This is a genomic window from Aquabacterium sp. (genome assembly GCF_016195855.1).
Classification (GTDB): Bacteria; Pseudomonadota; Gammaproteobacteria; order Burkholderiales; family Burkholderiaceae_C; genus Aquabacterium.
The window spans coordinates 20104-44070 of sequence record NZ_JACPYU010000013.1; the positions used below are offsets into that span (position 1 = coordinate 20104).

Here is a 23967-nt window from a genome sequence, read left to right on the forward strand (position 1 = left end):
AAAGGCGGGTAGACCATGTGGAGCAGGTTCCTGGCCAGCAGGTGGTTCGTGCCATGCGCGGTCCTGCTGGGTGTGCTGTTGATGGCCCCGGCCATGAACATCGGCTTGGTGGCGGATGATTTCCTGCACTGGGCCATGCTCACCGGGCGCTCGCCCAATGCGCAACCAGGCTCCTATTGGGGGCTGTTCACGTTTTTTGATGGCGTGGTGGCCCACAACCAGGCCCTGAAGGATTCGGGGCGTTTGATCTGGTGGGGCTCGGACCAGCTCAAGCTGTCCTTCTGGCGGCCCTTGTCCGAAATGAGCCTGTGGCTGGACTACCAGCTGTGGCCCCATTCGCCGCTCATGATGCACGTCCACAACCTGCTGTGGTACGGCCTCTTGATCTATGCCCTGAGCCGCCTCTACCGCCTGCTGGACCCGAATCAGCAACAGGCCCATCTGGCCACCTGGCTGTTTGCCGGCAACCTGATGCACGTGTTCGCGGTGGCCTGGCTCGCCGCCCGCAACCAGTTGACCGTCGGCGTGTTGCTGGCCGGGGCGCTGGCGGCTTTCCATCTCTGGCGCACGGGGCGGGGTGCCCGCTATGGCTGGGTGGCCGCCGTCTTGCTGGCCATCGGTTTGCTCAGCGCAGAAGCGGCCATTGCCATCGTGGGCTACATGGTGGCTTACCTGCTCACCATGGAGGCTGGCAAGCCCGTGTGGGGCCGGCTTCGCGCCATCGTGCCCTTTGTGCTGATCGTGCTGGTGTGGAAGGCGGTGCACAGCCACATGGGTTATGGCAGCGTGGCGTCACCGGCCTACATTGACCCGGCGGCCAACCTGCCGCGCTTTGCGCAAAGCATGGTGCTGCGCCTGCCAGCCTTGATGGCCGCGCAGTGGTTTGGCGCCTCAACCGGCGTGTTCGAGCAACTGCCGCGCCAGATGCAGGTGCTGTATGCCGGCGTGTCGCTGGGGCTGCTGGGTGGCCTGGGCCTGGTGGTGCATTACCTCAAGGGCTTTGCCTCGCCGCTGGCGCGCTTTTACCTGTTGGGCTCCATCTTCGTGCTGGTGCCCGCTTGCGCCACCCTGACGATGGACCGCCTGGTGCTCAACGCCAACATCGGCATGAGCGGCTTCCTGGCCATCGTCATCTGCCAAGTGGTGGCGCGCAGGCAAACGCTGGTGGGCTGGCCGGCTGCTGCAGCCAAGTGGGTGGTGTATGTGATGGCCGCCATCCACGTGGTGTTGTTCCCGCTGGCGTCGGGTGTGTCGTCGGCCTTGCTCAAGACCATGCTGTGGCCCACCACGCAGGGCGAGCCGCTGTCTGTGCCCGATGCCCGCCAGATCAAGGCGCAGCACGTGATCCTGGTGAACCCGCCCACGGCCGAGATGGTGTTTTACTACCCTGTGGTGCGTGCGTACCTGGGCGTGGCCAACCCGCCCTCCATGCACGCGCTGGGGCCGGGCATCCAGGCCATGAGCCTGAGCCAGTTGGACGATGTCACGCTCAAGTTGTCGGTGCCCGGGGGCATCAAAGCGACGATGGCGCGCGACGAGGTCTCTCAGCCTTTCAAGGTGGGCGACACGACGATGATGGGCGGCATCCGGGTCGAGGTGCTGGAGATCACGCCTGAGCGTGTGCCCAAGACGGTGCTGTTCCGCTTCCCGGCGCCAGTGTCTGATCCGCAATGGCAGTTCTATGCCTGGAAGGGCGAGGGTTACGCGCCGTTTGATTTGCCGGGTGTGGGCAAGTCGGTTGACCTGCCTGCGGTGGATCTGGCCAAAATGGTGGCTTCGCGTTTGAAGTCCTCCCATTGACTGGATAGAAGATGAGCACACCCGTTCGATACCTCAACCCTGAAGCCCGTTATTCGGATGCGGCCATCCACGGCGGCGTGGTGTACCTGGCGGGGCAGGTGCCCACGGATACCAGCGCTGACATGGCGGGGCAGACACGGCAGGTGCTCGATCAGATCGATGCTTTGCTCAAGGAGGCTGGCAGCAGCCGTGGCCGCATCCTGATGGCGCAGGTCATCGTGAAGGACATCGCGGATGTGCCGGCGATGAATGGGGTGTGGGAGGCGTGGTTTGCTGGGGTGACGGCACCGCCAAGGGCGACGTTTCAGGCGGCGTTGGTGAATCCGGCATGGCGGATTGAGGTGATTGTGACGGCAGCTTTGTCGGTCTGACCTTGGTGTGGGACAGGGGCACCGGGTGGTCAACTCCGCTCATGTCCCCCGGATTGGGCTCGCCCAATCCTCCTCCTTTACTTCGCTCTGTTGACCACCCGGTGCCCCTGTCTGGGAGAGGTCGGAGCGTGCGGGGAATGGATATCCTGCTCCAGTTACTGACGAGCTGGTTTGATGAACGTCTTTGACAGTGTCGCTTGGAGAAAGTAGTCTTTCATCAGGGAATCAAATCAGGACCGACTATGAATGAGCCCACGATGTTCATTACTTGCGAAAGAGGTCGTGCCTCTAGCCTTTACTATATTTCTCACCATTGGGTGATTCGGTGCTCGGGGCACACAGATGGCGAACGTGTTGCGACGACGTTTATTCGCCGACGTCCCATCGAGTACCAGCGAGGCAATCTCACTTCCCATATTCCGGCGATCGGTTATGAACCGATAGAAGGCGGACATACAGGCCATCCAATCGTGCAAATTCTCGGTACGGGATACAACGCCAGTCAGTTGCCATTGCAATGGGTGTCTGCCAGCGGCGTTTCGTGGGCTGTTGCCGTCAAAGAAATCGACGAAGCCGTTGCCTACGCGCAAAAGACCCAGTACGAGCGAGCGAGTCGCGTAGTTGGCGATTCAGAATTCATTCGAGACTAGCGAGTCGATTTTGCGAGGCGCTTGGATGCGTTGAAGCGTTTGCCGGACGCGAGGACGGTAGTGCCGCGCATGTTATTCAATCAGCCTGAATATGGATGCAGGCCCAGTAGCCATCCCGTTTTCGCCCCCGCGCATCGGTGGCCCAAGTCAGCCCTCAGGCCTGGTCTCCTCAGTAGAATGGCTATATGGCTCAGTCATACAAGATGGCACACCCGCTGTCTGAGTCAACACCATTGAAAAGGGAGCCCTTGTGAAGCGGTCTGTGATTTTTGGCGCCATGCTGGCGGTTTGCGGTTTGGCGTCGGTGCACGCGCAAACTTACACGTTCACCGATCTGGGGCATGCCAGCGGGGTGGCCTCGGCGGCGGCGAACATCAACAACTTTGGGCAGGTGGTTGGCCTGGTGCAGGATGCCAACGGGTGGAACTATGCTGTGACCTGGCAGGATGGCCAGGCTACTCAGTTGGGTTTGGCGTCGACCAATTGGGGTGCCTCTGACAGGTTTTCCAACCCATGGGGCATGTCCGGTTCCGCCGTTGGCATCAACGATGCCGGCCAGATCGCCTGGACGAACACCGACCTCAACAAGGCGGTCTATGCCACAGTGTGGGCCAACGGCGTGACCACTGCGCTTGGCACACTAGGTGGCGCGCAGAGCGATGCCCGAGGCATCAACCAGGCTGGTCAGATCGTTGGTCGGGCGCAAGATGCGAATGGCAATTGGCGGGCGGTCGTCTGGAGCGGTGGGCAGCCTACCGAGTTGGTGACACCGAACGCTTCGTCCTCCTCTCGGGCTACTGCGATCAACAATGCTGGCCAGATTGTTGGATACGAGCAAAGGCAATCGGAACAGTTCCCCTTGCATCCCGTCCAGTGGGACCAGGGCGTAGCAAGTAGCCTGGATGAGTCCTTGGGGCATACGAATACGCATTTGCCTAATGCCTATGGCCTCAACGACCTCGGCCAGATCGTGGGCAGCGTGAAGGCGCCCAACACGGTGGACTACTACCGCGCGGTGCTGTGGGATCACGGCGTATCCAGCATGCTGGACATGCCTTCGGGTTTCTACGCCGCTGAGGCCAAAGACATCAACAATGCGGGTCAGATCGTGGGCTTCATGCTGTCCCATGACCGCAACGTTGATTTCCGCGCCGCAACCTGGATCAACGGTCAGGTCATCGATCTGAATTCGCTCTTGCCGGCCAGCGTGGTGGATGCAGGCTGGGTACTGCTGGGTGCCAACGCCATCAACGAAGTTGGGCAGATCGTGGGTCAAGCCCGCAATACCAAGACGGGCGTGATCGATGCCTTCGTGCTGACCCCCGTGCCGGAATCTGGCACCTGGGCCTTGATGCTGCTGGGCCTGGGCGCCATGGCCATCCATGCCCGTTGGCGCAGCCCTCGCAAGCGCGAGGCTTGATCAAGGGTTGCAGTGCTCGCAGTGCTGCGGCTCGGCAAACAGCCGGTCGGTGCGCCGCTCGCTGTGTTGGTGGCCGCAGCTCACGCAAGCCCATTCCTGGCTCAGGTAGGTCTTGGTGGGTTGCTTGCAAGCCTTGCAAGGCAGGCCGCCTGTGCGTTGGGTGATCCAATACCCGGGCTTGGCGCAAGCCGGGCAAGTGGACTGCAGGCGCTTGAGCAAATCCTGAGCGGCCTCGCCAATGCGGGCCATGCGTGTGGGGTTGGCGAAGGCACGCAGGTCCAGTTCGACGAACACCTGGCCGTTGCTGGCCTGGCTCACGCAGGCATCAAAGGCTGTGCGCAGGGCAGGCCAGTCGGTGATGCCTTTGATCAGGCGCGGGTCGTCCTGGTCCTGGGGCCGTAACACCAAGTGGTGGCTGGGGAAGCCTTCTTCGTCGGCGAACCGCTCCAGGGCGGCCCAGTCGCCTGTTTGCAGGTGGCCGCTTTGTGCGGGGCCTTGGGCCATGCCCACTACTTCGATGCCCAGGCGGTCGTCCAGCCACACCAGCATTTCCACGTTCCAGGGGAACATGCCGGTGAATGGGTCGGGGCCGAAGCTGCCTTCGCTGGCCAGGCCCACGGGCAAGCCTGACAGGGTCATGCCCATGCGGGCTTTCTGGCGGGCGGCTTCCAGTTGTGAGCCGGGGCGGGGTACATCGCGCGTGAAGGTGCCGAGTTGGTCGGTGTCGAAATGATCCACGTGGTGGACCACGCAGCCCAGCGCGGGCTCCAGCACCGGGGCGATCACCCGCTCTTTGCCATGCTGGGTGAGCAAGGCCACCCGCTGATCTGTCCAGTGCTTCATTGCAGTGCCTCCGGGCCATGCCATTGCCCGTGCACTCGGCGCTGCAGGCCCGCATCATCCATGCGCCACAGGTGCAGCCATTCGTTGTCCAGCAGCTGCCGCACGACGGTGTATTTGGCCACGATGGCGTCAATGGCGGCTTGCGGCGCATCGATCACCACGGTCAGGCGCAGTGGTTCGTGCATCCATTGGGCACCGTCGTGCACCGACTGCTGCGACAGGCCGATGCGCAGGTCGCCGCCGTTGCCTTCGAACACGCCCAGGTTGCCGCCCACCACGTTGTGCAGCACCTTGTTGCCGCAGCCAAAGCGCGCGGGCTCGCAGGTGGAGGCGTGGTATTGCCAGTTGATCCAGTTGGTGACCAGCATGGGCGCGGTCATCAAGAGCTCCAGCACGCTGCCGTCCGTGTCCTGTTGGGCATCGTAGTCATGCAGGAAGGCGCGGCCACCCAGGTTCAAGCCTCGGGTGCGGGCGCGTGGCGCGATGATGAACGCGGCGTTGCCGGCCAGACCCCACTCAGGGCGGGTCTGTGCGCCATCGTTGGCACGGCGGCGATAGGCTTTGAACAAGCTGGCTGCATCGGCTTGTGCGTCCATGCCCAGGCTGGGGGCACGTTCGCGGCGCACCTGGTCGCCTGCCTGGCTCAGTGCGGTCTGCAAGCTGGCCCAGGTTGCTTGGGCTGATTCGGGCAGCGCATCGGCATCGAACACCTCGACTTCGTCGGTGGTGGTGTTGTGCAGCGCGGCCACGAACAACGTGTCTGGCGCGATCGACAGGCCCTGGGCCTGCAGGCCCGTCCGCACCTCGGGTTCATTGAGCAAGCCGGCCAGCACGCGGGCGTTCACTTCGCCGGTTTGTCCGCCACAGGCGCCGCAGTCGAGTGATGCGGCATGGGCGTTGTTCGTGCTGTGGCCGCCGTGGCCGACCAGCAGTACCAAGGGGGCGAGGTCATGGTCCAGGCCCATGGCGTGCAGCACGCGCGCAGCCAAGGTGACTTTGGCTTCGGTGCTCAGGCCTGTCAGGGCAGGGCAGCACAGGGGGCGGTAGCGAGCGGGCATGCCGGCCAGATCATCACGCGGGCGCTCGCTGTGGCCCGGTGCCAGCCAACGGCCCAGCTTGCCCAGATAGCCCAAGCCCGCTGCTTCCACGAACGAGAACGCGGCGGCGGGCCAGCGGCTGGCGGTCTGCAGGGCTTCGCTCCAGGCAAAGCGGTTCTGGCGGGCTTGCGCCATCGCCAGGGCATCGGGGCCGGTGTCTTGCACATCCAGAGTAGGGGCCAGCAGGCCGGGCAGTTGAGGCCGGCGGGCGGTGGTGCCCAAGGGGGTGTAAGCCACAGGCAGACCAAAGAAGCCGGCAAAGCCCACGGTCTGCACGGCAGGCCAGGCGGCTTCGAGCGCGCGGCGCAAGGGCTCGCTGCGCACGTCGATGCAAAACGCGGCTTGCACTTGCGTTGATTCGAGCGTGTTTGCGGGCTTGGCCTGCTTCGCCTGGCTGGTCAACTGTTGAGCCAGTTGCCGCTGGTAGCCGGCTTCCAGGGCCACTTGCCAGACCTCGTCCACCAGCAGGCGGGCCTGGGCGTGGGCCAGCACGGCCTTGGCCTGGCGCCATTCGTTTTGCACGGCTTCAAAGGCCTGGCGCGCGGCATTGTCGTCCTTGCACTCCAGCAGCAGGGCACCCCAGGCCAGGCGGATGGCCAGCAGGTCGCGCAGGGGCGCTGGCGCCTTGTCGGCGGCTTCGCCCTTGAGCTGGGCTTGCCAGCCCAGGTAGGCACACCACGAGGCCCAGCCATTGATCGACAAGAGCACGGCCTCCAGATAATCGGCCCATACCTCGGTGGGCAAGCCCAGTCGGTGCATGGCCCAGCGCTCGGCGTCTTCACGGGTTGCAGGCAGGGCGCTCAGGCCTTGCTTCAAGTGCGGCAGGCCCATCAGCAGGCCGATGCCGTGGTCGTGCTGCAGGGTTTCGCGCCAGAAGGCATACAGGCCCTCATCGCGTTGTGGTTGCCAGTCGGCCTGGTGCGCGTCAAAGTAGGCGGCACAGGTCTGGCTCACCTGGTGGGTCACGGCCTGGCGCCAAGACAGGCGCTTGTGGCGCGCGGGGTCGTCGTCCAGCACGTCGATCAACAGGGGCAGACGTGGCAGGTTCTGAGGGCGGCTCAAGGACTCGATGCATTGCTTGGGCGTGAGGGTGGCGCTGTGCGGCAGCTTCTGTTGCAAGGCCCAGCTCAGATCCGCCTGGCTGATGCGGCCACTTTGCCAGGCTTCGCTGATGTAAGCCCGTGTGGGCAGGACTTGGATGCCAGCCAGCACGGCCATGCGAGCGGCCACTTCGAGCACAGAGCGGCCCACGCGCTGCCAGTGAGGGTTGACGGCGATCGAGCGGTCCAGCGGCCAGGTGGGCGCCATCATCTGGCAGGCCTGCGCGCAGGCGGTCGCCACCTGCGCATGCGTGGCTTGCAGTTCTGCAACGAAGTCATTCATGTCGGGCTCCTCAGTCTTGTGCGGCCATCAGTGAGCTCGATGGCGCCCACTCGTCCTTCTGGTCGGCCTTGCGGGGTGTCCAGCGCGCGGGCCACAGGCTCAGGGTGAGGCGCGTGTACACCTCGTCCACATAAAAGCCCGCATAGCTCCAGCGGCGCCAGGCTGACAGGGTTTGAGGCCAACGCTGCAGCACCACCAGGGCGGCGTACATCAGGCCCATGGCCAGCGCGACCACCCAACCTGCCGCATGGTGTGGCGCTTCGTTCAGCCCAAGGGGCAGGGTGTGGGCCAGGGTGGCCAGCACGGCCAGGCCCGCCACCAAGGCGGTGCCAGCGCCCAGCACCATGGCGACGGAGCGGCCCGCTTGCGCATGGGCTGGGGCCCACAGCAAGGGTGCCCAGGCCAAAGCCAGCACCACCGTCCACCACCAGGGCCAGCTGTGAAGGGACATCAAAGCGAACAAGGCCTGTATGGACACGACCACAGCCAGGGTCAACGCCGGTGCCATCAACAGGCTCCAGGTCGCGGGTATGGTCTGGCCACGCAGCTGCTGCAAGCGGGTCTGTTGCACGGCGCTGGAGGAAGACAAGAAGGCATGTGCCTTGTAGAGCGAGTGGCCCAGCAGGTGCAAGGCCGCCAGGGTGTACAGGCCCAGGCCACACTCCATCACCATGAAGCCCATCTGCGCCACCGTGGACCAGGCCAGGCGCACCTTGATGCTGATGCGCGTCATCATCACCATGCCGGCCAGCAGGGCCGTGATCACGCCCATGCCCACCAGCAGCCAGCGCGCCAAGGGCGAGGCCTCGATCAGGCTGGACTGGCGAATCAGCACCCAGCCGCCCAGGTTGACCACGCCCGCGTGCAACAGGGCCGACACTGGCGTGGGGGCCTCCATCACCTGGATGATCCAGCCATGTACGGGCAGCAAGGCCGTGCGCAACACCACCGCCAGCACCAGCAGCACCGCGCTGGTCTGCAAACCCAAGGTCACCGTGCCCTGGCTTGTCTGCTGGGCGACGTGTTGCGCCAGTTGCGACAGTGAGCCGCTGCCCGCTTCCTGCCATGCCAGGGCGGCCGCGCCCAGGAGCAGGGTGTCGGCCAGGCGGTCGGCCAGGCGCTTTTTGTGGGCAGCCAGCAAGGCAAAAGGCCGGTCCGCGTAGAAGCACAGCAGGCGCTGCAAACACGCGCCCACAGCAGCCCAGGCCGCGATCAGCAGCAACCAGTGATCGGCCAGGAGCAGCACCTGCACCGAAGCCAGCACCCCGGCCAGCGCAGAGGCATACCGGCGCTGGCCTGCGAGGCCCTGCACATCACCTTGCAGGTAGCGCCCGGAAAACGAGGCAATGACGCCGGCCAGCCCCTGCACCAACAAGGCGAGGGTGGCACTCAGGGGTGTCAGCGCCAGCAGTTCACCCCAGGCGGCTTGCGCGGGGCTGATGGCTTGTGAGACCGCTGCCCCAACTGACGCGATCAGGCCCGCCCAGATGGCACCTTGCACGCCACGCCAAAGCTGGGCTGTTGTCGACGCCTGACCCGTGTGTGCCCACCCCGCCACCAGCAAGGCCAGGGCCGGTGCCACCAGGGCCAGAGCGACTGCCAGGTTGCTGGCCAGGCTGACCGCGAAAGCTGCCCATTGATCCATGACGTCGTACCTCCAAGACACGCCCGCCATGGTGCCGACTGGGTTTTATTCTGTAAATTACATTGATTGGAACGTTTTAATCTATTAAAAAGAACGAATGAACCTGGATCAGCTCAATTTCCACCACCTGTTCTACTTCTGGCGGGTGGCCAAGATGGGTCACCTCACCCGCGCGGCGCAGGCGCTGCATGTGTCCCAATCGGCCTTGTCGGCCCAGATCAAGCAGTTGGAAGACCGCCTGGGCGAGCCACTGTTCGAGCGCGAAAAGCGCCGTCTGCTGCTCACGGAAACCGGGCAGCTCGTGCTGTCTTACGCCGAGAACATCTTCGGTCTGGGGCAAGAGATGCTGGGCCGGCTGCAGGGCAGCAGCGAGGGCATGACCCGCCTGCGTGTGGGCAGTGTGGCCACCTTGTCGCGCAACTACCAGGAAAACTGGATTCGGCCGCTGCTGTCCGATCCGTCCGTCACCTTGACCCTGGAGTCGGGCTTGTTGCATGACCTGCTGGATCGCCTGCTGCAACACCAGCTCGATGTGGTGCTGGCCAACGAACCCGTTCCCAGCGACCCCCAGCAACCCCTGCATTGCCGCTTTCTGGGCAGCCAGACCATTTCGTTGGTGGGGCCTGCTTCGCCATGGCGCGGGCAAACCTTGGCCATTCCACAAGGATTGGATGGGCTGGAGCTGGCCCTGCCTGGCCCACGCCACGCATTGCGCGCGCAGTTTGATGCCCTGTGCTTCTCGGCCAGTGTGAAGCCCCGCATCCGCGCCGAGGTCGATGACATGGCCATGCTGCGTCTGATCGCCCGCGACAGCGGCTGGCTCACCGTGTTGCCCGAGGTGGTGGTTCAGGACGAATTGAGATCGGGCCTGCTGGTGAAGGTGGGTGAGTCAAGCGAGCTGAAGGAAAACTTCTACGCGATCACCACGCCCCATCGATACCGCATCGAGCGGCTTGAGCGCCTGCTCGCGGGCGTGTCATGAAGCGTGGTTCGAAGGGATGGCAGCTTGTCGGCGCGCAGGCTCAGGCGATCGCGGCCATGTCCTGCACCTGATGCGCGAGTGCAACCCCTTGCGCTTTCTCTGCGCACCGGCCCCAGGTGTGCGAGTTCGACACCTCGATGCCCGCCATGCCCTCGTCCCAATCGGTGGCTTGCACGGTGTGCCAGTCGCGGCCCAGTCGCACGGCGCCTTGGGCATCCATCAGCACCACCATGGAGCCTTCGATCAACGGCGCTGTGAGCGCCTTGAAACCTTGGGATCGAATGAGCCTGGCGGCCTGCTCGTCAGACAAACCGTGCAGCATGTCACGCAGCAGGCGAGCCAACTCGGATGTGTCGCTCACGGTGGGGTCTTGCGGGGCCAGGTGCGCAATGCTGCCGTTGTGCATCAGCAGCAGGCCGGGGCGGACGATGTAGGGGTGCGCCATGTCGTGGTTGACGTCGCCGTAGGTGGCGCGGCGCAGGTGCAGGTAGACCTCGGTGTCCAGGGGCAGGCGGGCGTTGTGCTCGATCAGCTCGCCCAGGTGCAGCCCACGTGCCCAGATCACCTCGCCCTCGTCCATGTGGAAGCAGCCCCAGCCGTGGGAGTTGCGCTGCCAGGCGTTCTCCAGGAAGTCGGCAGCAATGTGGCGTCCGAGGGGCTTCTTGATGATCAGGCACATGTCTGGGATTATGGGCAGCAAGGGGCTTCGTCAATATCGACAAGAACCGGCTGAACCTTAAGCTGTTCCTGATTTCTCGCAAGAAATATTCCATCAGATGGATATGCGGCAGCCTCATGCCCTGCAAGGTTCATCCAACTCTGATAACTTCGCGCCTCGACATGAATTGAGGAGAGTGCGTTTGACCAGCTTGATTGACCGCCTGCGTGCGCTGAGCCCGGAACGCCTCCAGGGCATGCGCCGCGGCATCGAAAAAGAGAGCCTGCGCACGCGCCCAAACGGTCAGCTGGCCCTGACGCCGCACCCCCGTGCGCTGGGTTCGGCCCTCACCAACCCCCACATCACGACCGATTTCAGCGAGTCGCAGTTGGAGATCGTCACCGGCGCGCACACCCGCGTGCACGATTGCCTGGACGAGCTGACGCGCATCCACCAGTTCGTGTACCGCGCCATTGGCGACGAGCAGCTGTGGGTGAGCAGCATGCCCGGCGAGCTGCCGCCTGACGACGAGATCCCGATCGGCCAGTACGGCACGTCTAACGTGGGGCGGGCCAAGAGCGTTTACCGCATGGGGCTGTCGTACCGCTACGGCCGGCGCATGCAGACCATCTCCGGCATCCACTACAACTGGTCGCTGCCGGGCCTGAGCAACGACGATTACTTTGGGCTGATCCGCAATTTCCGGCGCCGCTCGTTCTTGCTGCTGGTCTTGTTTGGTGCGTCGCCAGCCGTTCCTGCAGATTTCGTCAAGGGGCAGGCGCATGGCCTGCAGCCCTTGGGAGAGGGCACGCTGTACCTGCCGCACGCGACGTCGTTGCGCATGGGGCGCCTGGGCTACCAAAGCGATGCGCAAAGCGCGCTGGCCGTCAGCTACAACGGGCTGAAGGGTTATGCCGCCTCGTTGCAAGATGCCTTGACGCATGCCTACCCGGCCTACGAGGCCCTGGGGCTGCTTGATGAGCATGGCGACTACAAGCAGCTGTCCACCTCGCTGCTGCAGATCGAGAACGAGTTCTACAGCACCATCCGCCCCAAGCGGGTGATCTTCTCGGGCGAGCGTCCCTTGCATGCGCTGCGCGAGCGGGGTGTGGAGTATGTCGAGGTTCGTTGCATGGACCTCAACCCCTTCCTGCCGGTGGGCATCGACGAAAGCACGGCGCGGTTCCTCGACGTCTTCCTGTTGCACTGCCTCTTGTCTGACAGCCCCTTGGACACGCCGCAGGAGATCGCCGCCCTGGCGCGCAACCAGCAGGCCGTGGCCTCGCGAGGGCGCGAGCCGGGCCTGCGCCTGGATCGTGGTGGGGAGCAGGTCCTTCTGATGGACTGGGCCCAGGAAGTGGTGGCCGAGTGCGCATCCATCGCCGAGGCTTTGGATGCCTTGCAAGGTGGTGAAGGCTACCGCCAGGCTTGCGCCGCGGCAGCGGCAGCCCTGCGTGACCCCGCCACTTTGCCCTCGGCACAGGTGGTGGCGGCCATGCAGCGTGATCTGGCTGGCGGCCATGTGGGCTTTACCCAGGCCCGATCAGCGCAGACCCGCAAGGCCTTGATGGCGCTGGATCTGCCCTTTGACGTGCTGGCCCACTTCGAGCATCAGGCACAGGCGTCTTTGGCGGAGCAGGCGAGCATCGAAGCGGCAGACAGGCTGTCGTTCGAAGCCTTCCGCCAGGACTACATGTCGGCCTCGCACCTGGTGGTGTGAGCGCGCTGGCTTGCCCGCCGTTCACTGCCCCTGCCTGCTTGCCCTGGCTACTTGTGCTTGTCGAGGTAGCGCATCACGGCCTTGCCGATGTCGTACGAGGCGATGTCGAGTGACTGCCCAACGGCCGGCAGGCTGACCTGGTACAGGCCTTCTTCGCGCCAGGCAAAGAAGCGCCAGTGGGTGTTGTCAACCGAGTCCGGGAAGCGGTAGAGCACGGTCTGGGGAACGCCATCGGCCGTGAGGGCCTCTACCCGGGCGGTGATGCCACCCATGCGGGCCGTGTCACCCACCTTGAAGGGCTGCAGGCGCACGTCGCGGGTGATGGTGCCCTTGAAGCCCGTGGGCACGTTGACGCGCAGCGTGGCGTCGTCCACGCGGGTGAGCGTCAAGGCCTGGTTGTTGGGCCCCAGGGCGTGCATGGTGGCCGGGTTGTGCATGCCGTGATACTCACGGGTTACCGGGAAGTAATACGTGGCCTCGGCCGAGGGGGCATTCAAAAGCAGGTAATGCAGATTGGATGCCTCGCCTGCATCTGGCAAAGCCAGCGCGCCCAGTGCTTCACCCGAGGTATTGATGGTTTTCATCATGGCGGATGAAACCAGTTTGCCAACCGGGAACACCACCACGTGGACCAGACCGATCAGCAGAATCAGGTATTTGGCCGAACCTTGCGCCCAGCCTGTCAATTGTTTGCGCCGCTGCCAGACGCTGATCAGCACAATGGCCAGCAGGCCGCTGGCACCAATATCTGAATTCACCGTCAGACGGTCAAATGGATAACCGGCGCAAGCCGGTGCCAAGGCCATGATGGATGCCGCAGCATAAAAACGCACCAGGGCTGATTTGAATCCGCCCACATATTGAATGGCATAAACCAGGGCGAGCAATAACAGGGCGGCACCACCCGCATACATATATTGCACCGGCCGGCTGAGTTGCTCGAACATCACCGACGACACGCCATACCACTGTGCGAGCATCAAGGCGGGCAGGCGCAGCACCAGGCTGGTCAGGAAGCCGCCCGCGTTGGAGCTGGGATCCACATAACCGGGTGAGCCGTAGCTGCCGTAGCCCAGGTGGCTGTGCGTGGCCTTCCAGACCAGCACGATCACGATGAAGGGCAGCAGGGCGCCAAAGCGGCTCAGCAGGGGCTTGCCCGCCTCCAGGAACAGGGCGTAGGCCACCAGATAGCCCATGGTCTGGATGGCGGCCTCGGCGCTGAACAGGCCCACGATCAGGCTCACAGCGGCCAGCAGGCCATACAGGGCCGATTGCCCCTGGCGCCAGCGGTGATAGGCCAGCACGGTGAGCGCCAGCAATATGCCGCACAGCATCTGGTTGCGGCTGGCCAGCCATGCCACGGCAAATACGTGCAGCATGTTGCCGGCAAACAGCCAGGTGGCCGTGCCGGCTTGCTGGCGCTTGGCGTCCAGTTCGTGAAACAGTTTGCCGACCAGCAGAATCATCACCCCGTACAGGAGGAGATTGTGCAGGTGCATGAGCACGGGGGAATCAGGCCACAACTGGTAATCGAGCTTCTGGCTCAATTCGGCCAACGGGCGCCAGAAGGCAATGCGCAAATGGTCGCTGGCCCACCAGACGAGTTTGCCCGAATCCATCAGGATTTGATTGGCGTGCTGGCTGCCATCGGCAAAGGTGAACAAGCCGAAAAAGGAACCTGGTTGTGCGTTGGTGGCACGGCCCGTGAGGAGCGACCAGTGCAGATAATCATCCCCCATGAGGCCCATATTCATGGCGGGGGCGATGAGCAACATCCCGATCAGGGCTGCGAGCCAGATATTCCAGCGGCCCGATATCAATCTTTCCAACACGACCCAATTCCTTGGAAAATAATTTGATCTTACGCACGCAGGCGTGTTTATCAATTCGAGTTTACCTTTATTCATTCATGGGTTTGACCTGGGTTCACGCAAACAGGGGGTGGGAAAGTCCTGCACGGGGTGGCTTTTGGGTTCTGGAAAAATCCGGCAACCCCAATCTCAATTCACTGACTGTTTTCGGACGTTACATGGCCAAATCGCGATCCACCCTGGTTCTGGAGAAGCGCGTACGCGCGGGTGTGACCGCCTCGCCCCAATATCTCTCGGGGCTGGACATGTTCCATTCGCACGCCAGCTTCCCGCTGGTGCTGGTCTACAAGCGTGGCCTGGATCTGGCGCTGCTCGAAAAGGGCCTGAGCGAGGCGCTCAAGCGCTACCCGCTGGTGGCTGGGCGCTACAAGAAGGACGCGCAAGGCCAGGTCTACATGGACTGCAACGACGCCGGGGTCGACTTCAGGGTGCACCGCTGCGAAGGCAAGATGCCTTACAGCGAAGAAAACCCGCTGGGCAAGGACATCATGAAGCACGTCAAGGTGCAGATGCCCTGGGCCATGGTGGGCAAGGACAAGCCGCCGCTGCAGGTCAATGTCCATCAGTACGAGGACAAGGGCGTGGTGCTGTGTTGCTACGCCACGCACTCCGTGTTCGATGGCGCCAGCTTCTGGAATTTCATGATGGACTGGTCCAAGGCCTGCCGGGGCATGGTGCTGGAGCCCCATCAGGCCTTGAACCGCAATTTGATGATCGATGCAGGCAAGGCACAGGTCGACCCGGCCAGCTATGACCTGCTGGAGAAGCCCCCGCTGTTCAAGCTGATCGGCCTGTTTGCCCGCCTGGGCTGGCGCGCCGTCAAGGGCATCGACAGCGGGCTGTTTCGCATTCCGGCCGAGACGATCCAGGCCTGGAAGGACCAATCGGCTGCGGCCCTGCCGGGTTCGTCAGGCGCGAGCACGGGCTCGCTGGTGACGGCCTACATCATGAAGGGCATCTCGCCGGCCTTGCAGCCTGGGGTGGACCGCAGTGTGGGCCTGGTGATGGACCTGCGCTACAAGCGTGACTTGCGCTTGCCGCGTGACTACTTTGGCAACGCGCTTTGTTATGCCGAGGCGCGCTACACGCCCGAGCAGCTGGCGAAGGAAAGCCTGCCGGTGCTGGCCGAGAAGTGCCGCGCGCCGGCCGAGCAGGTCAACACGGCCAGCCTGCAGCGCATGCTGTCAGACATGGAGGCCTACCGGCAGAAGAAGGCGAACTGGCGCTTGCTGTTCAAGCCCACGGTGGAAACCTTGAAGGCCGGCCTCATCCTGAACAACTGTGTGCAGTTCCCGATCTATGACATCGACATGGGCAGTGGCGCGCCAGACTGGTACGAGATGTGCCCGGCCACGATCCGTCTGCTGCTGATCGTGCCGACGCCCAGCAAGGACGGCGGCGTTGACCTGCTGTTGAGCGCCAGCACGGCGGAGCTGAAGTCGCTGCGGGCGCAGTTTGCGGCTGATGGCATCAACACCGCCTTGAAGACGCCCAGCAAGGCGCCTGCCGACCTGGCCTCAGTGGGCTAGGCTGCCGTCGTTGGGTTTGATCGTGCGGGCATAGGCCAGCAACTGGGCATGGTCTTCGGGCAGCAGGAAGCCCTGGCTCAGCAACTTGTCGGCCGCTTTTTTATAGGCGTCGTAGTAGGCCTGGTCGGTGGGGTAGAGCTTGCGCACCACCTCCAGGGGCAGCGGGTTGCGGCTGCCGCCCGCCATGCAGGCATAGAACGACCACGCGCCCCACTGGCTGCTGGGGAAGTTGCTGTACATGCCATGCTGCGCCAGCGGCACATCCAGATCGGGCAGGCGCAAGCCACCCATGGCGTTGCCGTATTCATCATCCTGAACGAAGCCCAGGCGCGTGCGCTGCATGCGCGGGGCGATGGGCGGTGCCTTGCCTTCGGTGACCCAGGTGCGCAGTGCGCGCAAAGCCGTGCGGTTGAACAACCTGGCGGGCAAGGTGTTGGTGGGCTTGCGGCAATGCGGCATCTCCAGCGCCTTGCCGCTCAGGTCCACGGCCAGGGCCTCTTGTTGCATGTACTTGTCCAGGTGCGAGGCGCCCGGGATCTCCCAATGCCGCAGGGCGTTCGTGTCCGGCGTGCGCGACAGCTGCCACCCCACCATCACTTCCATCTCGGTCGACACCTGCATGACGGGTGCTTCGGGCGTGGCGCGGTACTGCGGGCTGAAGTAGCGCGAGCCCGAGGTGGTCAGCGGCATGCCCACGGCGGCCGTGCTCATCAGGTAGAAGCCGTCAAACGCGTGCGTGCGTGGCTGGAAGGCGTTGAGGTAGGTGATCAGGTAAGAGCCTGACTGCGAATAGCCCAGGGCCAGCAGGCGCACCCCCGGTGCCTTGCCCGCCTGGCTGGCCAGCCCCCATTGCGGTGCGAGCTGGCGGATGAGCCCGGCCGCCTGGGTGTAGATGTCGAAAGCCTGGCCGTTGTCTGCCTCGGCCTTGGCCTGCGCGTAGCGGGTTGGATTCAGGCCCTTGAGAAAGCTCACGCTGAGTGCCTCGGCGCTCACGCCCACCCAGGCATAACCTTGGCGCATGATCTCGTCGCGGTTGAGCATCCAGCCGCCGTCCAGATCAAAACTCAGGGCGGTGTTCATCCACTCGACCAGCACGATGCCGTTGAAGCGAGCCGGGTCCTTGGGCTTGCGCACCAGGATGCGTGTCTCGTAAGGCTGAGGCGGGTGCGAGGCCTTGACGCGCCACAAGCCGTCATCCTGCCATTCGCCGTCTGCCACATAGCTTTGGGCCTGGCCGCGCAGCCGCCATTCCTGCTCACTGTAGTCCGTGGCGGCCAGTTGCGACTGGCGGCTGGAGCTGGCCTGGCCTTGGGTGAAGGCCAGCAGGCTGGCTTGTGCAGCAGGGGGGACTGCTGGCACTGTTGCCGTGGCGGCGGCCGCGGTGATGGCCGCGGTGGTGGTTGCGTTTGTGGCAGGGTTGGTGGTCGCGCCGGTAGCAGGTGTGCCGGCCTGCGCGCAACCCGTGCTCATCAGCCCCGTCAGGCCCAGCAGCAGGGCGCCACATGCCCTGGCCTGGGTGCCCCAAGCCGGATGTGAGAGGAGGGCGCGTATCAGGCGCATGGTGGCATCAGGCCTGTCGCAGGCATTCGATGATGCTGAGTTGGCCGGCGCGCCAGGCTGGCACGAAGCCGCCCAGGAAGCCCATCAGCAGCGCAAAGGACATGGTCTCGATGCCCACCACCCAGGTCAGCTTGAAGCGAAATGCCAGCTCGGAGAACGTCGTCATGTTCAACGTGGAGATGTTGACGGTTTGCATGACCGATGCACCCGCCAGGCCCAGCAGCCCGCCCACCAGGGCCAGCCCCAGCGCTTCACCCAGGAAGGCGATCAGCACGGCTTCGCGCCGGAAGCCCAGGGCACGCAGCGTGCCGATCTCGCCGATACGCGAGGCCACGGCGGCGAACATGGTGATCATCGCGCCCACGATGGCCCCGATGGAAAAGATCACCGACAAGGACAGCCCCAGCAGGGTGATGAACTTGGTCATGCCTTCCGATTGCTCGGCATAAAAGCGCTGCTCCAGCTTCACATCCAGCTGCAGTTGCGGGTCGTCGGCGATGGCCTTGGCGATGGGGGCGAAGGCTTCGATGCTGGTCAGCTTGAAGACGATGGCCGAGTACACCGTGCGGCGGAAGGACTGCATCACCTGGTCGCTGTCGCCCCAGATCTCGGAGTCAAAGCCGCTGCGCTTGGCGTCGAAGATGCCGACGATGGTCCACTCGCGGCCGGCCATGGACAAGGTGTTGCCCAGGCTGATGTTGGCAAAGCCCTTGGCCACGGACTGGCCCACGATGATCTCGGTGGTGCCGGGGCGGAACATGCGGCCTTGCACCAGCGTGACCTGCGGGCGGATGTTGATGCCGACCGCGGACGTGCCGCGCATGGTCACGTTGGCGGTGTCTTCCGAATCGCGTTTGGGCAGGTTGTTGAGCACCACGGATTCACGTGCCACCTGGCGTATGCCCTGGCTGTCGGTCATGATGCCAGGCAAGGCCTCCAGGTTGGTCGCCTGAGCGCGCAGGATGGCCGAGTTGATTTCCGTTCCGGAGCCCTTGCGCAGCACGATCACGTTGTCGGGCTGGCCGGTGGCGACCATGGTCTCCTTGATGCCCTCGCTCATCATCAGCACCGTGGCGAACACAAACACAACAAGGGACATGCCGCCAGCGGTCAGGACCGTGGTGACACGGCGCACCCAGAGGTTGCGCATGACGTAGGACAGGGGAATGGCTCTCATCTGATGTCCCCGTTCAGGCAACGTGCCGCAAGCCCTGGACAATGTCGATGCGCGACATCTTCCAGGCAGGCCAGATGGCCGCGATCACGCCGACGAACAGCGCCGCGATGGCCTGATAAACCATGGTGATCTGGGAGACCTCGAAGACCTTGAACACATTGTTGGTCTGCATGAGGAAGCCCTGCGCCAGCGGGAAGGTCATGCCGATGCCGATGACCCCGCCAATGAAGGCGATCAGCATGCTCTCGCCGAACAGCAGCTTCACCACAAAGCCGGGCGAGAAGCCCAGGGCCTTGAGCGTGGCGTACTCGGCCAGGCGCTCACGTGCCGTCATGGTCATGGTGTTGGCCATCACGGCCATGATGATCAGGATCACCACGAAACTCACGGCGCGGATGGCCATCAGGATGGCACGGCTCATGGACACGACCCCGAGCTGGAAGGCTTTTTCGGTCTCGGTGCGGGTTTCGGCCACGGAGTTCTTGAACAGGCCGTCAATCTCCTGCGAGATGACGGAGGCCCTGGCCGGATCCTTGATGCTCACCATGAACAAGCCGACCTGGTTGGCGGCGTTCGAGCCCAGGCGCTTGCGCACGCTCTGGTCGATCAGGTTCCAGTGCATGAGCATCAAGGTTTCGTCGTAGCGCGCGTCCTTGACGGTGTAGATGCCGCGGATGTTGAAGGTCCAGCTGCCGGGGTAGATCGTGCCGCTCAAGGGGATGGTGTCGCCCACTTGCCAGCCAAAGCGTTGTGCGGTCTTGCGGCCCAGGATCACGCCTTGCCGGTCGGCCATGAAGGCGGCCTTTTCTTCGTCGCTGATGTTGAATTCCGGAAAGAGCGAGAAGTAACTGGGGCCATCGATGGCCATGCGCGCGAAGAAGTTGCGGCGGTCGATGTAGATGCCGCCGAACCAGTTCATCCAGGTCACGCCGGTGACGCCGTCGACCTTCTTGATCTTGTCGGCGTAGTACACGGGCAGCGGGTAGCCCAGCGAGATGGAGCTGCGGGTGATCAGGCGGGTGTTGGAGGTGCCCTCCACGCCGGCATACCAGGCGTCCACGATGGTCCGCAGCAAGCCGAAGGCGCTGATGGCCACGATCAGGCCGACCATGGTCAGCAAGGTGCGCAGCTTGTGCCTGAAGGCGTTCTTCAGGAGGAGCTTGAAGAGGAACATGTACTACCTGGCCTCGGCCTGCTCAGTGCCCATCGGCGCCGGGGTCATCGACCAGCACGCCCTTTTCCAGGTGGATCATGCGGCTGGCGCGTGAGGCGGCCTTGGGGTCGTGGGTCACCATCACGATGGTCTTGCCCAGATCGCGGTGCAGCTCGTCCATGAGCTTGAGGACCTCCTCGCCGGTGGCGCGGTCCAGGTCACCGGTGGGTTCGTCGGCCACGATCAGCGTGGGGTCGGTCACCAGGGCGCGGGCAATGGCCACGCGCTGCTGCTGGCCACCCGAGAGCTCGTTGGGGTAGTGGTCCATGCGGTCGCTCAGGCCCACCATGGCCAGGCAGGCCTCGACGTGCGTCTTGCGCTGGCGGCGGCTCAGGTTGGTGAGCAGCAGGGGCAGCTCCACGTTCTCATAGGCCGTGAGCACGGGCATGAGGTTGTAGAACTGAAAGATGAAGCCCACGTTGGCGGCGCGCCAGTCGGCCAGCTCGCTTTCGTCCAGCGTGGCAATGTCCACGCCGTTGATCGAGATGCGGCCCGAGCTGGGGTGGTCGATGCCGGCGATCAGGTTGAGCAGCGTGCTCTTGCCCGAGCCGGATGGGCCCATGAGCGAGACGAACTCGGCGCGGCCCACTTCCAGGTTGATGTCCATCAGCACGGGGATGGGCTGGCCGCCCCGTGTGTAGGTCTTGCTCAGGTGTTCGATGCGGATGACGGGCTCACGCACGCCTGCGGTATCACTCATGGTCGGTGCGGGCTGGTTCAGGGGGTGCCGATGTTGACGCGCGAGCCGTTGCGCAGGGTGGCCGGCGGGGTGGACACCAGCTTGTCGCCGGCCTTGATGTTGCCGCTGACCTCGCGCAGGTCGCCCAGCTTGCGCAGGGCTTTGACGGGCACTTCCTCGACGGTGTTGCCGCCGCCTTCAACAGGCTTGAGTTTGAAGACCACCTGGCCGCCATCGCGGCTGACCAGTGCCGTGTTGGCCACGGCCATCACGGGCTCCTGATCGGAGGCGCTGATGTCTTGCGACAGGAAGCTGACCTTGGCGCTCATCTCGGGCAGGATGCGTGGGTCGAGCTGGTCGAAGCGGATCTTGGTCATCACGGTGGCCTTGGCGCGGTCCACCGTGGGCACGATGCCGGCCACGTGGGCACGGAAGCGGGCCGAGGGCAGGGCGTCGAGCGTGACTTCAACCGGCTGGCCCACCTTGGTCTTGGACAGGTTGCCCTCCGACACGTCGGCTTCGACTTCGAGGGTGCTCATGTCGGCCATGGTGACCACCGCACCCTGGGCGCCCGCGGCGCTGGACATGGGGGTGATGATGTCGCCCACGTTGGCGTTCTTGACCAGCACGACGCCATCAAACGGCGCGCGGATTTCGGTGTAGTCCTGGGCTACCTTCTGGGCTTTGAGTTGGGCCTGGGCCTGCTCCAGCGCGGCCTGCGCGGCGGCGGTGGCAGCAAAGGCGGCCTTGTTCTTGGCCAGGGCGTTCTCGACGGTTTGCGGCGAGACAAAGCCTTGGGCTTCGAGGCTGCGGGCGCGGGCCAGGTCGGCACGGGCCTGGATCAGCTGCACCGTGCTTTGCCTGACGTTGGCTTCAGCCTGATGGACCGCGGCTTCGGCGCCCAGGATGGCGGCCTTGATGTCGCTGGCGTCCAGGCGGGCAATCAGGTCGCCCTTCTTGAGTTGCGAGCCTTCGCGGGCGTTGAGTTCAATCAAGCGGCCCGAGGCCTTCGAGGCCACGGCGGCGCGGCGTTGTGCCACCACATAACCGGAAGCGGTCAGTTGCACGTATTGCTGAGACGGGGTGCTCATCACCACGGCGGTGGTGCCGATGTCAACCGTGCGGGGCACGAAGTAATAGGCGGCGGCGCCAACGGCGGCCACACCAGCCAGCACCCAGGGCAGGATGCTTGTTTTTTTCTTTGCCGAAGCCTGAACGCCTCTGTCGATCTTGAGCTGGGAGAGGGCCGATGGAGCGGCGGCGGGTACATCAGTCATGGCGTTACTAGGCTAAAGATGGAGATTTTGCACTGACCCGACACCCTTAACGATAAGCGTTGTGCCGACCCTTGAACGGATGGCCGCCTGGGGTAGCCCGGGTGGACAATATTGTTACGGTATGTTATGGATGCGGGTTGATCGCCATTGTTGCTTTCGAACTCGTCTACCTCGAAAGGTGGGGGTGCACGAAGACTAAGGCAGGCGGGATGCGTCAAAGCTAGGGGATTGCATGGGCACCCCTTCATGTGAATGGTGCGTGCACCGCCAAGGTGCGATTTCACGAGTCAACGTGCCGTGGCCCGGTTGCTGATGCCTGCACGCAGGCGCTGTTTGCGGTATTGGCCGGGTGTCATGCCGGTCCAGCGCTTGAAAGCGTGGTGAAAGCTCGATTGCGTGGCAAAACCCAGCATGTGCGCCATGTCGATGAGCGAGATGTCGACGTCGCCCATGTAGAGCAGCACCTGCGCATGGCGCATGCGGTCGAGCAGGGCGCGGAAGTTCAGCCCGCTTTCTTCGAGCCGGGTTTGCAGCGTGCGCACGGACACCCCTGCCTCTGCGGCGATGTCGTCCAGGTTCACCTCGCCGGTTTCCAGGCGGGGCTTGATGATGCGCTCGACCTTGTGCACGAAGCTGGTCGAGGTGTCTTGCAGCGAGGCCATCTCGGCCATGAGTTGGGCGCGCAGGGTTTCCTGCACGCCATGGTCACCACGCGAGACGGGCAGCGTTTCGTATTCGGCCGGGCCCAGCAGGCACGAACGCGGTGCATTGAAGGTGAGGGTGCCGCCAAAGGTTTTTTGCAGCGCGGCCGTCAGTGAGGGCGCGGGCATGTCGAAGGTGAAGGTGGCGTCGAAGTGCAGGTCAGCGCGGCGAGACAACCAGCGTGCGTGCCAGCAGATCGTGGCCAGCGTGAGCCGCTCCAGGCTGGGCGAGATGTGTGCGCTCAGGGGGCGCATGGCGATCTCGAATCGCTCGCCCACGAGTTCGGCGTCCAGCGTGTAGACGTCGTTGAGCAGGTTGTAGAACTGCGCCAGCGCCTCGGCCGCTTCGCGCAGGTTGTGGCTGGCCATCGTGATGAAGCCGATGGGGCCGGTGTCCCAGGGTTTCACGAACTCGGCCATGCGCAGGGCCACATCGCGTTCGCTGTGGGGCTGAGCTTGCTCGACCAGGGCTTCCCATTCTTCAATGGGCCGGCGGGTGTTGGGGTCCAGTGCGCCCAGCGTCTGCAGGTAGTCGCCACCCCAAAGCCCGTCCACGTCGATGCCATCCTGCTTGAGGCAGTCGATCAGCATCAACAGGTAGCCCAGGTGCACGGTGCACAGGCTGGCTTGGGGCAGGGACATGGATCAGCGTGTCGAGGTGGCGCTTGCTGCGTCCAGCAGGCTGCGGCGGCTGGTGTCCGCGCGCGCCTCAAGTTGCAGCGTGTTGGTGGGCTCGGCAGGCTCGGCATCGTGGGCCGCAGGTGTGGGCTTTTGCTGCTGCTGGAACGATTCGGACGCCGACTGCGCGGCCAGCTCGCTCTGGTCGATGATCGGGGCCTGCTTTTCCAGCTCGGATTTGGCCTCGGCCAGACGCGTGTGCTGCAGCTGCGGGTTGGGCTCCAGATCCTTGATGAGGGCTTTGGCCATCATCAGGGCCTGGCGCCCCAGCAACTCGCCGCGGCTGTAGTGGTCTGGCAGCACCTTGAGCAGGTGCTGGCCCAGCGTCGCGCGCTCACTGTTCATGGGTCCGTTCTGCAATTCGTTCCACAGTGCGATGCGCTTCTGGAAGCGGCTGTGGTCCACGAGGCGGGTCAACTCGCCATCCTTGTCCTGGCGATCGGCCAGTGTCGATTCAATGGCCTGGATCTCCTGCTCGCTGGGCTCGGTGGCGAGCACCCATCTGGGCTGGGTCGCCCCTGGTGCCGCCGGTTCACGCCCGGCGGGGCCGAAATTGCTGTGGCCAGGCTGGATCCAGCCGGCAAACAGCGGGCGGGTTGCCGTGGCGCTGTCTTCTTGAGGCGCCTGTTCGTTGTCACTGGGCCACCAGAAGCCAAGGGCCGCCAGGAGCGTCACCGTCACCACACCTGCTGCTGCCATCCTGCCGTGCCGAT

General features: G+C 64.1%; 19 protein-coding genes. 7 read left to right on the top strand and 12 right to left on the bottom strand.

Translation table 11 applies throughout. From position 1 onward, the window contains the following. The first annotated feature begins 48 nt into the window (after positions 1–48). The 4 genes from HY019_RS11290 to HY019_RS11305 all read left to right on the top strand — a co-directional run bounded on the left by HY019_RS11290 (position 49) and on the right by HY019_RS11305 (position 4241). Positions 49–1800 (top strand): hypothetical protein, encoded by a 1752-nt coding sequence (locus HY019_RS11290; RefSeq protein WP_290692082.1) that lies wholly within the window; start codon positions 49–51, stop codon positions 1798–1800. An 11-nt stretch (positions 1801–1811) separates the two neighbouring features. After that, positions 1812–2171: a RidA family protein gene (locus tag HY019_RS11295; protein ID WP_290692084.1), complete on the top strand. Its 360-nt coding sequence runs from the start codon at positions 1812–1814 to the stop codon at positions 2169–2171. Between the two features lie 242 nt (positions 2172–2413). Next, the gene (locus HY019_RS11300) at positions 2414–2821 is read left to right on the top strand and encodes a hypothetical protein (protein WP_290692086.1); all 408 of its coding nucleotides are present in this window, start codon (positions 2414–2416) and stop codon (positions 2819–2821) included. A 250-nt stretch (positions 2822–3071) separates the two neighbouring features. Further along, on the top strand, positions 3072–4241 hold the full coding sequence (locus HY019_RS11305; protein ID WP_290692088.1) for a PEP-CTERM sorting domain-containing protein: 1170 nt from the start codon (positions 3072–3074) through the stop codon (positions 4239–4241). Here the strand turns inward: HY019_RS11305 and HY019_RS11310 are convergent, their stop codons facing one another. The 3 genes from HY019_RS11310 to HY019_RS11320 are packed head-to-tail and all read right to left on the bottom strand — an operon-like array spanning position 4242 to position 9209. Further along, positions 4242–5084, bottom strand: a complete 843-nt coding sequence (locus tag HY019_RS11310; RefSeq protein WP_290692090.1) for a DUF6671 family protein — start codon at positions 5082–5084, stop codon at positions 4242–4244. Beyond that, positions 5081–7564 (bottom strand): DUF2309 domain-containing protein, encoded by a 2484-nt coding sequence (locus HY019_RS11315; RefSeq protein ID WP_290692092.1) that lies wholly within the window; start codon positions 7562–7564, stop codon positions 5081–5083. The genes HY019_RS11310 and HY019_RS11315 overlap by 4 nt, the downstream gene beginning before the upstream one ends. A 10-nt stretch (positions 7565–7574) precedes the next feature. After that, positions 7575–9209 carry an NADH-quinone oxidoreductase subunit L gene (locus HY019_RS11320; RefSeq protein WP_290692094.1) on the bottom strand — a complete coding sequence of 545 codons (1635 nt, stop codon included), beginning with the start codon at positions 9207–9209 and terminating at the stop codon, positions 7575–7577. A gap of 97 nt (positions 9210–9306) precedes the next feature. Here HY019_RS11320 and HY019_RS11325 point away from each other — a divergent pair, with 97 nt between their 5' ends. Then, positions 9307–10191, top strand: coding sequence for a LysR substrate-binding domain-containing protein (locus tag HY019_RS11325; RefSeq protein ID WP_290692096.1), 885 nt, complete (start codon positions 9307–9309; stop codon positions 10189–10191). Between the two features lie 40 nt (positions 10192–10231). Here HY019_RS11325 and HY019_RS11330 read toward each other — a convergent pair whose 3' ends face one another. Continuing rightward, positions 10232–10870 carry a hypothetical protein gene (locus HY019_RS11330; RefSeq protein WP_290692098.1) on the bottom strand — a complete coding sequence of 213 codons (639 nt, stop codon included), beginning with the start codon at positions 10868–10870 and terminating at the stop codon, positions 10232–10234. Positions 10871–10973: 103 nt separating this feature from the next. Here HY019_RS11330 and gshA point away from each other — a divergent pair, with 103 nt between their 5' ends. Beyond that, entirely contained in the window at positions 10974–12569 is a 1596-nt protein-coding gene (gshA, locus tag HY019_RS11335; RefSeq protein ID WP_290692100.1) for a glutamate--cysteine ligase, read from the top strand. A 47-nt stretch (positions 12570–12616) separates the two neighbouring features. Here gshA and HY019_RS11340 read toward each other — a convergent pair whose 3' ends face one another. Next, positions 12617–14308 carry a hypothetical protein gene (locus HY019_RS11340; protein ID WP_290692102.1) on the bottom strand — a complete coding sequence of 564 codons (1692 nt, stop codon included), beginning with the start codon at positions 14306–14308 and terminating at the stop codon, positions 12617–12619. A gap of 290 nt (positions 14309–14598) precedes the next feature. Between HY019_RS11340 and HY019_RS11345 the strand changes: the two genes are divergently transcribed. Next, complete coding sequence (locus HY019_RS11345) at positions 14599–15969, top strand: acyltransferase (RefSeq protein WP_290692104.1); 1371 nt, start codon at positions 14599–14601, stop codon at positions 15967–15969. Here HY019_RS11345 and HY019_RS11350 read toward each other — a convergent pair. The 7 genes from HY019_RS11350 to HY019_RS11380 form a co-directional block, all read right to left on the bottom strand. Then, positions 15958–17529, bottom strand: a complete 1572-nt coding sequence (locus HY019_RS11350; RefSeq protein ID WP_290692106.1) for an alpha/beta hydrolase domain-containing protein — start codon at positions 17527–17529, stop codon at positions 15958–15960. The genes HY019_RS11345 and HY019_RS11350 overlap by 12 nt on opposite strands. A gap of 7 nt (positions 17530–17536) precedes the next feature. Then, positions 17537–18706, bottom strand: a complete 1170-nt coding sequence (locus HY019_RS11355) for an ABC transporter permease (protein ID WP_290692108.1) — start codon at positions 18704–18706, stop codon at positions 17537–17539. A 13-nt stretch (positions 18707–18719) separates the two neighbouring features. Continuing rightward, complete coding sequence (locus tag HY019_RS11360; protein ID WP_290692110.1) at positions 18720–19880, bottom strand: FtsX-like permease family protein; 1161 nt, start codon at positions 19878–19880, stop codon at positions 18720–18722. Between the two features lie 22 nt (positions 19881–19902). Further along, entirely contained in the window at positions 19903–20619 is a 717-nt protein-coding gene (locus HY019_RS11365) for an ABC transporter ATP-binding protein (protein ID WP_290692112.1), read from the bottom strand. A 17-nt stretch (positions 20620–20636) separates the two neighbouring features. After that, the gene (locus tag HY019_RS11370) at positions 20637–21875 is read right to left on the bottom strand and encodes an efflux RND transporter periplasmic adaptor subunit (RefSeq protein WP_290692114.1); all 1239 of its coding nucleotides are present in this window, start codon (positions 21873–21875) and stop codon (positions 20637–20639) included. A gap of 287 nt (positions 21876–22162) precedes the next feature. Then, a complete protein-coding gene (locus HY019_RS11375; protein ID WP_290692116.1) occupies positions 22163–23218 on the bottom strand; it encodes an AraC family transcriptional regulator in 1056 nt (351 codons plus the stop codon). Between the two features lie 3 nt (positions 23219–23221). Next, positions 23222–23935, bottom strand: coding sequence for a hypothetical protein (locus tag HY019_RS11380; protein WP_290692118.1), 714 nt, complete (start codon positions 23933–23935; stop codon positions 23222–23224). Positions 23936–23967: the final 32 nt, after the last annotated feature.